Origin of the sequence: Methylobacterium sp. 174MFSha1.1 (assembly GCF_900116815.1) — a bacterium.
Classification (GTDB): domain Bacteria; phylum Pseudomonadota; class Alphaproteobacteria; order Rhizobiales; family Beijerinckiaceae; genus Methylobacterium.
Map to the genome: position 1 here is coordinate 40634 of NZ_FPCB01000008.1, position 15247 is coordinate 55880.

Below are 15247 nucleotides of genomic sequence, written 5' to 3' on the forward strand. Positions count from 1 at the left end.
GATCCGGGATCCCCATGTGGGCGGCCCGTTCTCGCAAGCGGAAGATCCCGGTGCGCGCCGTGCTCGTCTTCGTGCTTGCGGACCATCCGCACCGCAAGCTCGCCCACCTCGAGGGAAAACGGGGTCGTTCGCTTCGTCACGGCTCCATCCTCTCGGAAGTTGGAGCCTCCGCGAAACCCGGGGCGATTCCGAGAAGATCCAGGATCGTGCGCCGGTCGGCGACCACGCCCGGGTCCTCGCGGTGGCGCGGATAGGGCCGGTCGCAGGAAATGTCGGCCCGGATGCGGGCCGGCCGGTCCGAGAAGACCAGGATGCGCTGGGCCAGCATCAGCGCCTCCTCGACGTCGTGGGTCACCAGGAGCGCGGTGAAGCCCTTGTTCTGCCACAGCCGCACCAGCTCGGCCTGCATCGTCAGGCGGGTCAGCGAGTCGAGCTTGCCGAGAGGCTCGTCGAGCAGCAGCAGCGGCGGAGCGTTGACGAGGGCCCGGGCCAGCGCCACCCGCTGCGCCATGCCGCCCGAGAGCTGGTGCGGGAAGGCGTCGGCGAAGCCCGACAGCCCGACGAGGGCCAGCGCCTCCTCCACCCGGCTGCGTTCCGCCCGGGCCCGCCCGCGGGCCTCCGGCCCGATCGCGACGTTGCCGAGGACGCTGCGCCAGGGATAGAGCGTCGGATCCTGGAACACGAGGCCGCGGGACGGGTGGGGGCCGCGCAAGGCCGAGCCGTCGACGGCGATCCGCCCCTCGTTCGGCGGCTCGAGCCCGGCGACGAGGCGCAGGAGCGTCGACTTCCCGCAGCCGGACGGCCCGAGCAGGGCCACGAAGGCGCCGGGCTCGACGTCGAACGACACGCCGTCGAGGACCGGGAGGGGCGCCTTCTTCAGCGCGAAGGCGTGGCGCACGTCGCGCAGCGAGAGGGCGGCGCCGCGGGCGAGAGGCTTCGCAGGGACGAAAGCGGGCGCTTCGGATCGTGCGATCAGGCCGGCTACCATTGGACGAGGCCCTTCTGCCAGGACAGGAGACGGTCGCGCAGGCGGAACAGCAGGGTGATCAGGCCCGAGCAGGCGAGTGCCATCACGGCGAGCGCCGCGTACATGTTGGCGTAGGCGGCCCAGCCTTGCGCCCATTGCAGGTACCAGCCGAGACCCGCCTTCACGCCGAGCATCTCGGCGACCACCAGCACCGCGAAGGAGCTGCCGAGCCCCATGAACAGCCCGACGAAGACGTGCGGCAGGGCCGCCGGGATCGCCACGCGGAGGATCAGGAACCCCTCGCGGGCCCCCAGCGTCCGGGCGACGTCGTAATACGCCTTGTTGACCCCCGCGATGCCCGACCAGGTCAGCACCGTGACGGGAAAGCCGGTGGCGAGCGCGACGAGGAAGGTCGAGGCCGAGCCGCTCGACGGGAAGACGAAGAAGGCGAGGGGCAGCCAGGCGGTGGCCGGGAGCGGGCCGACGAAGCGCAATACCGGATGCACCCAGTAGCCGACGCCCCGCGACCAGCCGACCGCGACGCCGAGGGTGAAGCCGGCGAGCGCCCCGAGGGCGTAGCCCCCGGCCAGCAGCCGCAGGGAATGCCAGACGCTGTCGGCGAGCCGCGCGTAATCCTCGACGAAGACCTCCAGGATCGCCTGGGGCGGCGGGAAGAACGGCATCGGCAGCCAGGCACGCTTGGCGGTCGCCACCTCCCATAGACCTAGCAGGGCGGCGAGCACGATCAGCCAGGGCGACCAGCCCTGGATCCGCCGGGCGAGGCCGGCCTCGCCGGGGCGCAGGAAGCCCGCCGCCAGGATCACGGCCCCGAACCCGGCGAGGCCGATGGCGAGTTCGCGGGTGAGGCCGAAATCCCCGAGGTCGGGCGGCAGCGCGACGAGGGCGGAGAGCCCGATCCAGGCGGCGGAGGCCGCGACCGAGGCGGGCGCCGGCAGGAAGGCGGGGCGCCGGACGGCGCCGTCCGTCCGGGGAAGCGCGATGTCGCTCATGGAAGCCGCCTCAGCTCAGGACGTCGGCGTAGACGCGCTCGGCGAATTGCTTCGCGTCGGTGCGGGCGCGGATCACCTTCACGGTCTTCAGCTCGTCGATATAGGCGGCGATCTGCTGCTTGAGCTCCGCCCCGAGGGGGTGGTGATGGTGGGTGTGGCTGCGCAGCATCGCGGCGAGCTCGTCCACCGAGCCCTTGCCGCCGTAGCCGGCATAGACCTTGGCGGCGTAGTCGGGATCGTGCGCGACCCGGGTGCCGGCCTCGAGCAACGCCCGGGTGAGGGACGCCGCCACCGGGCGCTCGTCGCGCACCAGCGAGCCGCGCAGCGCCAGGATGCAGCAGGTGCGGTCGTGGTACTCGGCCGAGAGATTGTTGGCGATTTCGGTCAGGCGGGTGTCCTTCGCCCACAGGAAGGTGCGCGGGTCGCCGTCGGCGAGCGCCTGGGCCTCGCCCTTCTCGACCGCGAGGTTGAGGAGATCGAGGGGATAGACCCGCCACTCGACCTCGCGCTCGGGATCGATGCCGCGCTTGGCGAGAAGCAGGCTGAAGAAGTTCTTGGCCGGCGAGGCCTGGTCGCTCACCGCGATCACCTTGCCCTTCAGCGAGTCCAGGCTGGTCGCCCCGGCCGACCTGGCACCCAAGAGCCGCATGCAGCCGCCGTGGATGCCCGCCGTGACCTTGACGTCGAAGCCCTGCTCCAGGGGCTTCAGCCAGCGGAGCGCCATGCCGATGCCGGCATCCGCCTTGCCGGTCGCGATCGCCTCCAGCAGCTGCTCGGTCGAGCCGCCGAAATTGACGAACTCGACGTCGAGCCCGTGCCGGGCGAACACCCCGCTCTCCTTGGCGACGGGGGCGGCGGCGGTGCAGATCGCCGAGGCGTTCCAGGCGAGCTTGATCGGGCGCGGGGCGCCGCCGGCGGCCGGCCCCTCGGCCGCGACCCGGCAGATCGGCGCGCCGGCGAGGTCCGGCACTGGCAGGAGCCCGGCCGAGGAGGGCGAGCCGACGAGGCCGAGCGGCGCGGCCAGGCCAAGGGTGCCGGCGCGGGCGAGGAAGCGGCGGCGGGTGTGGGAGAGGGGAGGGAGCGTCATCGTCCGGGGCTTGTCGGGGAGGCTTCGGCGGGGGTGAGAGCGTCAGGCGGCTTGCGCGGATGCGTCGGGCGCGCGGTGATCGAGCGTGCCGCGCAATGTCTGCGGCGAGCGCAGGAGGTTGAGGATCGGGCAGGCGCGATCGACCTCGGCCTCGAGACGGGCGACCGCCTCGCGGGGGGCCGCCGAGACGATCCTCACCGTGTAGGCGAGGTCGTGCGGGTTCACCGGCACCGCCTCGAAGCCGGGCCGGCCGGCGCGGGCATCGAGCTGCCCGCTCACCGTGACGTCCACCGCGTCGAGGGGCACGCCGAGGCGCGCGGCCTGGATCAGGTAGGAATGGGCGAGGCAGCTGCCGAGGATGCCGAGCTGCAGCTCCGGCGAACCGGGGCCGAGGTCGTAGCCGGCGAAGTCCGGCGGGGAGTCGGTGACGACCTGGTGGTCGCGGATCCGGATCCGGCGCACGCCGCTGCGGCCCTCGACGCTGACCTGCGCGGCGAGCGGAATCGCGCCCAGGCTCCCGGCCTCGATCCGCCTCTCCCGCGCCGCCACCGCGGCGCGCTTCTCCACTAAATATTCGTCGAGCGACGTCATGCCGACCTCATGCGTGCAGCCCGCGGCTGCCGTTCGCGCTAGATCTGTTGCGAGGCGGTAATTGTGTCGTTGCTGATGGCGGTCGTCAACGAAACGAGATTATTTTATATTTGCAATTATAGGAACGGGCGTTCGAGGAGCGGCGGAAAGGCAGGTGATTTCTTCTCTCCGGGTCGCATCCGCCCTGTGATACGATTTCCGGACGATCAGTTCGGACGTCGTATGAATGAGCAGGCCTTCGCCCCAGGGCCTGTGCGAGGCCGAAGCCGAGGCGGTGGTGCGCCCTCGTGCGGCCGCTCCGGGACGGACAGTCTTGGACGGTAGACGCCCGTCCTGCTGCCGGAGGCGGCGTACGGGCTCGGTGGGGCGATTCCGATCGCCTTCGTCGGATCCCCGATCGAGACGCCGTCGTCGCCGTGGCGGCAGAACAGCCGTATCGCGGTGTCGATCGCGGCGTTCGTCGACACTCCACGGCCGTCCGTCGCGCCCTGGCGCATCCCGTTTCATAGCGATCACTAAACGCAGCTTGACGCAGTCAGTCGCGGCGGTAGAGTATTGATCACTAAACAATCGGATATGCGCCATGGACCAGACCCGCCGCCGCCTCGTCACCACCCTCGCCGCCCTCGGCGCGGCGGCCCTGCCGCCTCGGATGGCCCGGGCCGGCGCACCGGCGCGGGCCACGACCGGCGATACGTCCCGGACGACGGACCGCGAGGCGTTCGTCGCCCGCTCGGCCGACGGGACGGCACTCGCGGGCGAGGCCGCAGGCGATCCGGGTGCGCCCGAGATCCTCTTCGTCCACGGCCTGCGGCAGAGCCGCCTGAGCTGGGACAAGCAATTCGCCGATCCGGCGCTGGGGGCGTTTCGCCTCGTGCGCTTCGACCTGCGCGGGCACGGCGATTCCGGCAAGCCGGACGCGCCCGCTTCCTATGCCGACCCCGACCTCTGGGCCGAGGACGTCGCCGCGGTGATCGCCGCGGCCAGGCTGCGCCGTCCCGTCCTCGTCGGCTGGTCGCTCGGCGGCTACGTCGCCGGAGCGTATCTTCGCAAGTACGATCCCGCGGGGATCGCCGGCGTCAACCTCGTCGATGCCGTGACCAAGCTGTCGCCGGACCTCCTCACGCCGCTCGCCGGTTCCTTCACCACGACGGCGACCTCGCCCGACCTGGCGACGCGTGTCGCCGCGACGGCCGACTTCCTCGCCGCCTGCTTCCACCGCCCGCCCTCCGACCGCGACTTTCAGCGGATGCTCGTCGTCAACGGCATGACGGCGCGTGCGGCGAACGAGGGCTTCGTGAGGACCCCGATCCCCGATCTCGAACCCGTCTTCGCGGCCTACGATGGCCCCGTCCTGCTGACGCACGGCGCCCATGACCGCCTCGTCCGCCCGGCGATGGCGGAGCGGATCCGGGCTCTCAAGCCCGGGCGCCGTCTTTCCGTCTTCGAGGAGAGCGGGCACAGCCCGTTCTACGAGGAGCCGGAGCGCTTCGGGCGCGAACTCGCCGCCTTCGTGGCCGCCGCCGGCAAAGCCTGACGAGCGCGGCCCGAAGGGTCGGGGCCACCGCGGCGTCTCGCATCGCCGCCGATGGGGCGGCCCTGTGCATCGCGGGTGCGGCGCCGACGCGAGGACCCGTGCCCGCGAGGGCCGCTTCCGCCCCCCGATGCCGACGGACGAGCACCGGGACGAGCCTTCGGCGGCGTGATCCGGGGAGACAGCGCCTACGGCCGTTCGACTGCCGATTCGATCGCGTCCGCCCGGTCCTGGGACAGGTAGCGCTCGCCGCCATCGGCGAAGATCGCGACGATCGTTCGCCCGGCATGCTCCCGGCGTCCGGCGAGCATGGTGGCCGCGTGCAGGACCGCGCCGGAGGAGGGCCCCGCGGACAGGCCCTCCTCGCGGGCGAGCGCTCGTGCCGCCGCCCGTGCCTCGCGGGTCTCGCACGGGATGAACGCGTCGACGACGCCCGCGTCGAAGTTCGCCGGCAGCAGACCCGCCTCGACCCCGGTCACGCGGTGCACGCCCTCGACGGTGTCGACATGCGGCTGCTCGCGCGTCGGGACCGACCCGGGTGCCGGCTCGACCGCCGCCACCGTCACGCCCGGCTTGCGCGCCTTGAGGAACCGGCCGGTGCCCGAGATCGTGCCGCCGGTCCCGATCGCCGCGACCAGGATGTCGACGGCACCGTCCGTATCGCGCCAGATCTCGGGGCCGGTGGTGTCGTGGTGGATCCGGGGATTGGCCGGGTTGGCGCGCTGGTTCGTGTAGAAGGCGTCGGGATTGTCGCGCCGCACGCGGTCGATGATCGCGTCGACCCCGCCGGGCGCCAGGAACTCCGCGTCGTCGATGAGCACGGTCTCGGCGCCGTAGCGGTGGATGAGCGCGACCTTCTCGCGGCTTGTCGAGGCGCGCAGGTAGAACTTCGCCCGGTAGCCCCGGGCCGCGGCGAGCGCCGCGAGGCCGATTCCCGTATTGCCGCTGGTGAGGTCGACGAGGAGCTGCCCCGGCGCGAGCCGGCCCTCGGCCTCGGCGGCGCGGACGATGCCCCAGGCGGTGCGGTCCTTGATGCTGCCCGCCGGATTCAGCGCCTCGACCTTGGCCAGGATGCGGGCCCGAAGGCTCCGCCGCTCGCAAAAGCGCCGGAGCTCGAGGAGCGGCGTGTCGCCGATGAGGGCGCCGAAATGAGGGTGCGGATCGTCCATGTCCTCTGCTTTCTTCCCCCTCCCGGCCTGTCCGAGTCGGCCGGTACGCGGACATCCGGATCGCGGGACGCCATCGCGTCAGTATTTCGGCAGGCCGGGCGGGTTGGTCTCGGAGTGCGGCAGCGCCTCCTCCTCCAGGCCCCACCGCGCCAGGGCCTGACGATATTTCCCGTTCGCGATCAGGCCGTTGGTGGCCTGCGTCAGCGCATCGACGAGGCCGCTGCCCTTTCGGGTCGCGATCGCCACGTCGGATGTGAGCGGCCAGCCGGCGCTGAGCGTGCCGACCCGCCGGATGTCCCGGTCGCGGGCCGCCACGAAGACGAGTTGGGCGTGCGGCTGCACGACCGCGTCGGCCCGGCGCGAGCGCAAGGCGACGAGGCGCGCGGCCTCGTCGTCGAAGAGCTGCAGGTCGATGGGCTTCAAGCCCGCCGCCACGTTCTGCCGGCTCCACTCGACCAGGATGCGCTCCTGGTTGGTGCCGCCGCCGACGCTGATCGTCAGCCCCGCCGCGTCCTTCGGCTCGCGGATAGGCTCGATCCTGCTGTCGGCGCGCACGAAGAAACCGTGCAGGCCCTGCCGGTAGGTCGAGAAGTCGAACTTCTCCTTGCGCTGCTCGGTGACGCCGACATTCGAGATCACCGCGTCGTAGCGGCCCGAGGCAAGGCCGAGCGGCCAGTCGGCCCAGGCCACCGGGACGAGGGCGAGCTTCAGGCCGAGGCTGTCGGCGACGAGCTGGGCGAAGTCGGGATCCGCGCCGATGACGGTCTTCGCATCGGTCGCGTAGGTGCCGAGCGGGGGGCCGCCCGGGGTGATCGCCACCGTGAGGGTTCCGGGTGCGACGAACCGGTATCCCCTGGGGATCCGGGCGATCGCCGCCGGGTCGGCCTCGGCGCGGACCCGGCCGGGCTGCTCGGGCCCGAGGTCGAAGGGGGTGCCCTGCGCCGCAGCCGGCAGGATCGCGCCGGCGCAGGCCACGCCGAGGAGGAGCGACAGGAGTCGGCGCCGCAAACTCGGGAAGAGACTCACGGGGGATCTCCGGTTCTCAGGCCCGCGGCAGGCCGGGCGGGTTGGTGCGCGATTCCTCGATCGCCTCGGCCGACAGGTTCCAGCGCGCCAGCGCCTTGGCGTAATGGCCGTTGCGGATCTGGGTGTTGATCGCGTGCGTGATGCCCTCCGCGAGGCCCGCCCCCTTCCGGGTCGTCACGGCGATCTCGGCCGCCACCGGCCAGCCGCCGCTGAAGTTGCCGGCGAGGCGCGTCTTGCCCTCTCGGGCTGCCTTGAAGCTCAGGAGTGCGTTGGGGCCGAGATAGGCGTCGGCACGGCCCGATTCGAGGGCGAGGTAGAGCACAACGTCGTCGTCATGATACTGCGCCTCGACGGGCTTGAGGCCGGCCTTCACGTTCTGGTCGTTCCAGCGCAGCAGGATCTGCTCCTGGTTGGTGCCCGATCCGACGATGACCTTGAGCCCGGCGACGTCCTTCGGCTCGCGGATGACGAGAGGGTTGCCCGCCTTGACGTAGAAGCCGAGCAGGTCCTTGCGGTAGGTCGAGAAGTCGAACTTCTCCTTGCGCTGCTCGGTGACGGTGACGTTCGAGATCACCGCGTCGAACCGGCCCGAGGCGAGACCCAGCGGCCAGTCGGCCCAGGAGGTCGGGACGATCTCGAGCCGGCGGCCGAGCGCGTCGGCGACGAGCTGGGCGAGGTCGATCTCGGCGCCGATCACCGTCCTGGTGTCGCTGGCATAACCGGCGAAGGGGAGGCGCCCGGTGTTGTTGCCGACCGTGAACACGCCGTCACGGGCGAATCTCGCGTCCTTGGCGATCAGACGGATCGCCTCCTCGTCGCGCAGGGCGCGGACGCGGCCGGGCTGCTCGGGGGAAAGGTCGATCGCCTGCGCGAGGGCACGGCCGGAGAGGAGGGCGGTCGAGGCGGCGGCGAGAAGGGCGAGCGAGTCGCGACGGGTCGGCACGGGACGAGGTCCTTCGGGGGAGGCTGAGGGGCAGGGAGGGGAAGGTCAGAGCACCTTGGCGAGGAATTCGCGGGTGCGGGGATGGTCCGGCGCGGTCAGCACGCGGGAGGGCGGGCCCTGTTCGAGGATCCGGCCGCCCTCCATGAACACCACCTGGTCGGCGACCTCGCGGGCAAAGCCGATCTCGTGGGTGACGATCACCAGGGTGGTGCCGGAGAGGCTGAGCTCCTTGATCACGTCGAGCACCTCGCCGACGAGCTCGGGGTCGAGGGCGGAGGTCGGCTCGTCGAACAGCAGCACCTTGGGCCGCAGCGCCAGCGCCCGGGCGATGGCGACGCGCTGCTGCTGGCCGCCGGAGAGCTGGCGCGGGAAGGCGTCGGCCTTGTCGGCGAGGCCGACCCGGGCCAGCAGCTCGCGCGCCTCGGCGAGCGCCTGCACCCGGGGTACCCTGCGCACCGCGACCGGCGCCTCGACGATGTTCTCGACCGCGGTGAGATGCGGGAACAGGTTGAAGCTCTGGAACACCATGCCGACGTCGACTCGGCGGGCCAGGATATCCCTCTCCTTGAGCTCGTAGAGCGTGTCGCCGTCCTGGCGGTAGCCGATCAGCTCGCCGTCGATGGCGATGAAGCCGGCATCGACCCGCTCGAGATGGTTGATCGCCCGCAGGAGCGTCGACTTGCCGGAGCCGGACTGGCCGATGATCGCCGTCACGCTCCCCGGCCGTAAGCTCAGGCTGACCTCGTCGAGCACCTTGAGGGCTCCGAAGCTCTTCGACACGTTCGTGATGCGGATCTCGCCGCCTTGGCGGGCAGGCACGACCGAGGGAGGAGAGACGGCCGGGACCGAGGAACGAACGGGGGGACCCACCCGGCCCAGGCGCTTGAGCGCGGTGCCGATCAGCGAGGGCGGCGGGTTCCGGAGTGCGCCGCGCGCGTAGTAGCGCTCGACGTGGCGCTGGACGAAGGACAGGACACTGAGGATCACCAGGTACCAGACGGTCGCCACCATCAGGAGCGGGATGACTTCGAGGTTCCGCCGGTAGATGACCTGGATCGTGTAGAACAGCTCAGGCAGGGCCAGGATGTAGACTTGCGAGGTGCCCTTGGCGATGCTGATGACCTCGTTGAAGGCGGTCGGCAGGATGGTCCGCATCGCCTGCGGCAGGACGATGCGCGAGACCTGCCGGCGGCGCGGCAGCCCGAGCGCTGCGGCCGCCTCGTGCTGGCCCTGGTCGACCGCCAGGATGCCGCCGCGCACGATCTCGCAGGAGAAGGCGGAGGCGTTGAGGGTCAGCCCGATCACCGCGGCGAGGAACGGCGTGATCGCTTGCGTCGTCTGCCAGGAGGCGAGCGTGATCCCGGTGAACGGCACGCCGAGCCAGATCGTGTCGTAGAGGTAGCCGAGGTTGTTGAGGATCAGGAGCAGCACGATCAAGGGGATCGAGCGAAACAGCCAGACATAGCCCCAGGCCAGCCCCGAGAGCAGCGGCGAGCCCGAGACCCGGGCGAGCGCCAGAAGCGTCCCGAACAGGAAGCCGAGGACCGTGCCGAGTGCCGTCAAGAGCAGGGTGCGCCCGAGCCCGACCAGCACCGGCTCGGCGAAGAACCACTCGGCGAACACGTCCCAGCCCCAGCGCGGGTTGGAGAGGACCGAGTACAGGACGCCCGCGATGACGAGCCCGGCGAAGACCGTGCCGGCTCTGCGGGCCGGGTATCGGGCCGGGACGATGCGAAAGCCGCTGAAGTCGCGACCGGGGGAGGCGGCGCGGGCCTGCGCGGGCAGGTCCGCCACGTTGCTGGCGAGGGACATGGCGGGTGTCGGGCTCCGCTCTCGGGAATGGGGCTTGAGTCAGGCGTCGTTGCGCGGTGGAGCGTAGGCCGTCAGCGCGCCGCCACCCGCCGCGCGGGCGCCGCGTCCCCGGCGGCGTAGCGGCTCTCGCGGCGGGGGAGGCCGAGATGGTCGCGCAGCGTCTGCCCCGGCAGCGTCCGGTCGTAGACGCCGCGCGCCTCCAGCACGGGGATCACGAGGTCGACGAAGTCGTCGAGGCCCTGGCCGATCACCGGAAAGCCCAGCACGAAGCCGTCCGCCGCCCCCTGCTCGACGCGGGCGATCAATTCGCCGGCGACCTCCTCGGCCGAGCCGATCAGGTCGGTGCGCGGGGTCGCCGCCTCGAGCGCCGCCTCGCGCAGGGTCTGGCCCTTCTCGACGGCATTGCGCTTGATGCGGTCGGTGGTGGAGCGGAAGCTGTTGCGGCCGATCTCGCCGAGGTCGGGGAAGGGCGCGTCGAGCGGGTAGGCGGAAAAGTCGTGGTGGTCGAAGAAGCGGCCGAGATAGGCGAGCGCGTCGTCGATCGAGATCAGGTCACGGATCGCCCGGTACTTCTCCTCGGCCTCGGCCCTGGTCCGTCCGACGATCGGGCCGGCGCCGGGGAAGACCTTCAGGTCGTCGGCCCGGCGGCCATGGGCGACCGCGCTCGCCTTGAGGCTGCGGTAGAGGCTCTGCGCCTCGGGGAGCGGCACGTGGTTGGAAAAGACCGCGTCGGCGTGGCGCCCGGCGAGCCCGATGCCGGCCTCCGACGAGCCGGCCTGGAACACCACCGGCTGGCCCTGGCGTGAGCGCTGAATGTTGAGCGGGCCCTCGACCTGGAAGAAGCGCCCCTTGTGGTCGAGGCGGTGCAGCTTGTCGGGATCGAAGAACCGGCCGGTCTCGCGGTCGCGCGGGAAGGCGTCGTCGTCCCAGGAATCCCACAGGCCCTTCACGACGTCGAGGTGTTCGCCCGCGATCTCGTAGCGCAGGCCGTGCTCGGGATGCGGCCGGCTGTAGTTCCGCCCCGAGCCTTCGAGCGGCGACGTCACGGCGTTCCACCCGGCCCGGCCGCCGCTGATCAGGTCGAGGGAGGCGAATTGCCGGGCGATGGTGAAGGGGTCGCTGTAGGAGGTCGAGACCGTGCCGACGAGGCCGAGCTTCTCGGTGCTCGCCGCCAGCGCCGACAGGATGGTCAGCGGCTCGAAGCGGTTGAGGAAGTGCGGAATCGACTTCTCGTTGATGTAGAGCCCGTCGGCCACGAACGCGAAGGCGATGCCGTTCGCTTCCGCCTTGCGGGCGTTGCGGACGAAGAAGTCGAGGTTGACGCTGGCATCCGTTGGGTTGCTCGGGTGGCGCCACGCATTCATGTGGCTGCCGCCGCCCTGGAGCATCAGGCCGAAGGTCAGACGGGTCTGGGTCATCGTGGGGCTCTCGAAGGTCAGGCCGCCAGCGCCGGGGCGCCGCCGGCGAGCAGGGTCACGGAGGCGAGGCGTCGGACCGTCGCGGAGGGCGGCGTGTCGATCACGAACTCCTCGATGCCGAAGCGGGCGTGGAGCCGGTCGAGCTCGGCCCGGACGTCGCCGGCGGTGCCCGACAGCACGTGCGGCCGGCGGGCCTCGGTCCGGTAGGAGGCGGCGCCGGCCTGCCGGGCGAATTCCGCGGCTTGCGCCTCGCTGCCGAGATTGACGCTCTGGCCGTCGGGCAGCGTCACCCGCACCACCTGGAGCGGGTCGGTCAACGCCCGCGCTTCCTCGGCGGTCGCGGCCGCGAGCGCGGTGACGGCGAGGAGAGGCGGGGCCGCAACGCCCGCCTGCGCGTAGGCGTCAAGGCTCGCCTCGGTCGCCCGCGGATCGCCGTTGAGCTGGCCGGCAAAGACGAAGCGCCAGCCGAGGGAGGCGGCCGTGCGCGCGCTGTCGGGGCTGGCCCCGAGGAGGAAGCGCTCCGGGGCCGCGGGCGGCGTCGGCAGGGCGCGCAAGGACCCCGTCTCCGGGGGGACGAGGTAGCGGTCGAGTTCCGCGAGGAGGTCGTCGAAGGCGGCAAGCTCGCCCGGATCGTGCCGCCGCCGCAGGGCGCGGGTCGCGTCGGGCAGGCCGCCCGGGGCCTTGCCGATGCCGAGGTCGATCCGGTTCGGCGCCAGGGTGGCGAGCAGGTTGAAGGTCTCGGCGACCTTGTAGGGGCTGTAATGCGGCAGGAGCACGCCGCCGGAGCCGAGCCGGATGCGCCGGGTGCGGGCGGCGAGATGCGCGATCAGGATCTCGGGCGCTGTGCCGGCGAGCCCCGGATTGGCGTGGTGCTCCGCCACCCAGAAGCGCGCGTAGCCGAGGCGCTCGGCCGCCTGCGCCAGCACGACCGTGCGCTGCAATGCGGCGGCGGCCGGCTCGCCCGGGAGCAGCGGGCTCTTGTCGAGGAGACTCAGGCGGTAGCTCATCGGGAACCCGGGCGGTCGAGACGGCGCGGTGCCGGGAGGGTCCCGCACGGGCTGCTGTGGTCGGGTGCGGCCGCCCCGGGCTCGGTCGCGTGCAGCCGGTGCGCGTCCGGATCGGTCGCCGATGTCTCGGCGCGTCCACGCCGCGGCCCGGCGATCGAGGTCAGGAGAGTGATCAGGATCATGGCAGGTTGTTCCTGTCTCCCGAGCCGCAGCCGGGTCGTTACGCTTCAAGAACTTGTTGCGACCGGCGAGCATTGTGAAAGCCGATCGGCGCAGTCACGAAGCATGTGTCGTGAATTTATGCGATTATCTTTCTTGTCGTTGCCTGCCGTCAACGAAAGCCGCTTCCAAAGATCGGCGACGACAGGGCAGGGCACTTCGCCGGCCGGAGCGAAACCGGGAGGATCTTCTCCTAGGCCGCGCTGACGCGATCCGCGCCGGCGAGCGGTGGCAATTCGAGGTTCTGGCGGAAATCGTCGCCGACGTAGTCGGTATCGATCAGCGCGCGCCGCCGCAGCTCGGGCAGGAGACCGTTGACGAGCAGATCCTCCTGATCCGGGTTGCCGAGTCCGTGCAAGGTGACGACGTCGAGGATCCCGGCGCGGTAGCGCTCCTCGATGGCGTCGGCCAGCTGCTCGGGCGTGCCGGCGACCGACCAGTGACCGGTCTCCTGGGCCTCGATGATGAGTTGGCGCGGCGGCAAGCCCTGCTCGGCGTAGCGGCGGAAGATCTCGACCCGGCCGCGCCGGCGGTTGATGCGCGTCACCTCCGGCAGCAGCGACCGGGGTAGGGGTGCGTCGAGGGGCAGACCCGACAGGTCGATCTCCCCGCCCAGCATGTCGGCGAGCTTGAGCCGGCCCTGCTCGTAGTCGATCCGGGCGTGTTTCTCGGCGAGCCGCCGGGCGACGTCGGCCTCGGACTCGCCGATGAGGCAGTGGAAGGAGTTCATCACGAAGGGCAGCCCGCTCCGGCGCCCGAAGGCGGCGGCGCGCCGGCGCAGCTCGGCCGCGAAGGCGACCGCGCCCGCAAGGCTCGGCTGCGAGGTGTAGACCACCTCGGCAAGGGCGGCGCCGACGGACACGCCCGCCTCCGACTGCCCGGCCTGGAACTGGACCGGGCGCCCCTGCGGCAGCGGCGGCACGTTGAGCGGACCGGCGACCGTGAAGTGCCGGCCGCGATGGTCGATGCGGTGAAACTTCGCCGGATCGACCGCGATCGCGCCCGACGCCTTCCGGGCGACCGCGTCGCGCGCGTTGGCGTCGAACAGGGCGTTGACGACCGCGATGAACTCGGCGGCCCGGTCGTAGCGCGTCTCGGGGTTCGGCAGCGACTCGCCGAAATTCTCCTCGCCGACCGAGGAGGTCACGGCGTTCCAGGCAGCGCGGCCACCGCTGACGTGGTCGAGGGTGGCGAGCTGGCGGGCGAGGTTGAAGGGGTGGTGGAAGGTGGTCGAGACCGTCGCCACCAGGCCGATCCGGGACGTCGCCTGGCTGAGCGCGGCGAGCGCGATCAGCGGCTCCTGCACCCCCGCCGTTCCGGCGAGGCCCGCGGGGTCGATCTGCAGCAGGTCGGCGGTGAACAGGCCGGTGATCCGCTCGGCCTCGGCCTTGCGGGCGAGCGCGACCGCGCGGCGCGGGCCGTGGCCGGGATCCGCGTCGTTTCCCGCCGCGACGAGAGTGGGCGCGCCGACGAGAGTCTTGAGCCGGCGGGGACGGGTCAGGGCCATGAGGGGGTCCGGGGAGGGGTTCCTGGCGAGGTCCGCCGGCGACGCGGCGGGTGGGCGTGCGGGTGGGCGTGACGGCGGAGTCAGGCGGCCTGCGCCCGATGCGCCGCGATGCGGGCGAGGAGCCGTTGCTCCTGCTCCGCCTTCAGGGCGTTCACCCGGGCGGTCGCCGCCTCGAACGACGCGGCGGGCGGCGTGACCGGCGCGGCGAGGCCGACGGATGACCCCAAGGCTTTCTCGAACGGCAGGGAGCGGTACAGCAGCGGGTCGGCGGCGCCGTCGAAGAGCGGCCGGTAGCCGAGGGACGCGTAGAGCGCCGTCGCTTCCGGCTGGCGAAAGCCCGTCGTCAGGTAGGCCCGCGCGTAGCCGAGCCGGACGGCACTGTCCTCGAGCGCCCGGACCACGCGCTTCGCGAGCCCCTGGCGGCGCAGGTCGGGCCGGGTCCAGATGCGCTTGAGCTCGACCGTCGCGTCGTCGTGGCTCATGAACGCGCCGCCGGCGATCGTCTCGCCGTCGCGCACGATCAGCAGGAAGTCGCCGAGCGGCGGCCGGTAGGCCTCGGCGGGGTAGCGCAGGATCTCGGCCCGGGCGCCGCCCGGCCGGTCCACAGCGCCGTAGCGGCCGTCATACTCGGCCACCAGTCCGTCGAGGAGGGGTTGGGCGGCAGGCTCCAGGGGGGACGAGCGGACGATGACGTCGGTCATGGCGGGCTCCGGGATCGGGGAATCCGGCACAGGGTCGCGCGCCGGCGCACAGGCATCGGACGACGTCGACCGGAGCGGTCCGCCGCGCCACGTCCGTGTTGATCATGGTCATCGTAGATCTGGCAGGACATATCTCCCGCTTGGCGGGAGCTTTCCTGCATCAGATCTGCGGTCTTGCTTTTCAGCGATCGATATACTCGACCAGGACCATGGATCGCGTCAATGAAAGCGATCTCTCTTTTTGCTTGGGTTCGAA

13 protein-coding genes are annotated in these 15247 nt (G+C 71.7%); 1 reads left to right on the forward strand and 12 read right to left on the reverse strand.

All coding sequences use genetic code 11. The features are described 5' to 3' along the window. Positions 1 to 136: 136 nt before the first annotated feature. From BM430_RS06635 to BM430_RS06650, 4 genes are read right to left on the reverse strand one after another with little or no spacing between them, the layout of a single operon-like run. Entirely contained in the window at positions 137 to 988 is an 852-nt protein-coding gene (locus tag BM430_RS06635; protein ID WP_093566466.1) for an ABC transporter ATP-binding protein, read from the reverse strand. Beyond that, positions 982 to 1977: an ABC transporter permease gene (locus BM430_RS06640; protein WP_093566467.1), complete on the reverse strand. Its 996-nt coding sequence runs from the start codon at positions 1975 to 1977 to the stop codon at positions 982 to 984. Before BM430_RS06640 ends, BM430_RS06635 begins: the two co-directional genes overlap by 7 nt. Before the next feature lie 10 nt (positions 1978 to 1987). Beyond that, positions 1988 to 3064 (reverse strand): ABC transporter substrate-binding protein, encoded by a 1077-nt coding sequence (locus BM430_RS06645; protein WP_093566468.1) that lies wholly within the window; start codon positions 3062 to 3064, stop codon positions 1988 to 1990. A gap of 42 nt (positions 3065 to 3106) precedes the next feature. Next, a complete protein-coding gene (locus BM430_RS06650) occupies positions 3107 to 3655 on the reverse strand; it encodes an OsmC family protein (RefSeq protein WP_093566469.1) in 549 nt (182 codons plus the stop codon). Positions 3656 to 4238: 583 nt separating this feature from the next. Here BM430_RS06650 and BM430_RS06660 point away from each other — a divergent pair. Beyond that, positions 4239 to 5192, forward strand: a complete 954-nt coding sequence (locus BM430_RS06660; RefSeq protein ID WP_093566470.1) for an alpha/beta fold hydrolase — start codon at positions 4239 to 4241, stop codon at positions 5190 to 5192. 185 nt (positions 5193 to 5377) lie between these two features. Here BM430_RS06660 and BM430_RS06665 read toward each other — a convergent pair whose 3' ends face one another. The 8 genes from BM430_RS06665 to BM430_RS06700 form a co-directional block, all read right to left on the reverse strand. Further along, positions 5378 to 6358 carry a PLP-dependent cysteine synthase family protein gene (locus BM430_RS06665; protein WP_093566471.1) on the reverse strand — a complete coding sequence of 327 codons (981 nt, stop codon included), beginning with the start codon at positions 6356 to 6358 and terminating at the stop codon, positions 5378 to 5380. Between the two features lie 78 nt (positions 6359 to 6436). After that, positions 6437 to 7333, reverse strand: coding sequence for an ABC transporter substrate-binding protein (locus BM430_RS06670; protein WP_244539367.1), 897 nt, complete (start codon positions 7331 to 7333; stop codon positions 6437 to 6439). 67 nt (positions 7334 to 7400) lie between these two features. After that, on the reverse strand, positions 7401 to 8327 hold the full coding sequence (locus BM430_RS06675; RefSeq protein WP_093566473.1) for an ABC transporter substrate-binding protein: 927 nt from the start codon (positions 8325 to 8327) through the stop codon (positions 7401 to 7403). Between the two features lie 45 nt (positions 8328 to 8372). Beyond that, positions 8373 to 10139, reverse strand: coding sequence for an amino acid ABC transporter permease/ATP-binding protein (locus tag BM430_RS35525; RefSeq protein ID WP_093566474.1), 1767 nt, complete (start codon positions 10137 to 10139; stop codon positions 8373 to 8375). A 71-nt stretch (positions 10140 to 10210) separates the two neighbouring features. Next, positions 10211 to 11557 (reverse strand): LLM class flavin-dependent oxidoreductase, encoded by a 1347-nt coding sequence (locus BM430_RS06685; protein ID WP_093566475.1) that lies wholly within the window; start codon positions 11555 to 11557, stop codon positions 10211 to 10213. Positions 11558 to 11574: 17 nt separating this feature from the next. Further along, positions 11575 to 12564, reverse strand: a complete 990-nt coding sequence (locus BM430_RS06690; RefSeq protein ID WP_093566476.1) for an MsnO8 family LLM class oxidoreductase — start codon at positions 12562 to 12564, stop codon at positions 11575 to 11577. Positions 12565 to 12976: 412 nt separating this feature from the next. After that, the gene (locus BM430_RS06695; protein ID WP_093566477.1) at positions 12977 to 14290 is read right to left on the reverse strand and encodes an NtaA/DmoA family FMN-dependent monooxygenase; all 1314 of its coding nucleotides are present in this window, start codon (positions 14288 to 14290) and stop codon (positions 12977 to 12979) included. 80 nt (positions 14291 to 14370) lie between these two features. Next, complete coding sequence (locus BM430_RS06700; protein WP_093566478.1) at positions 14371 to 14991, reverse strand: GNAT family N-acetyltransferase; 621 nt, start codon at positions 14989 to 14991, stop codon at positions 14371 to 14373. Positions 14992 to 15247: the final 256 nt, after the last annotated feature.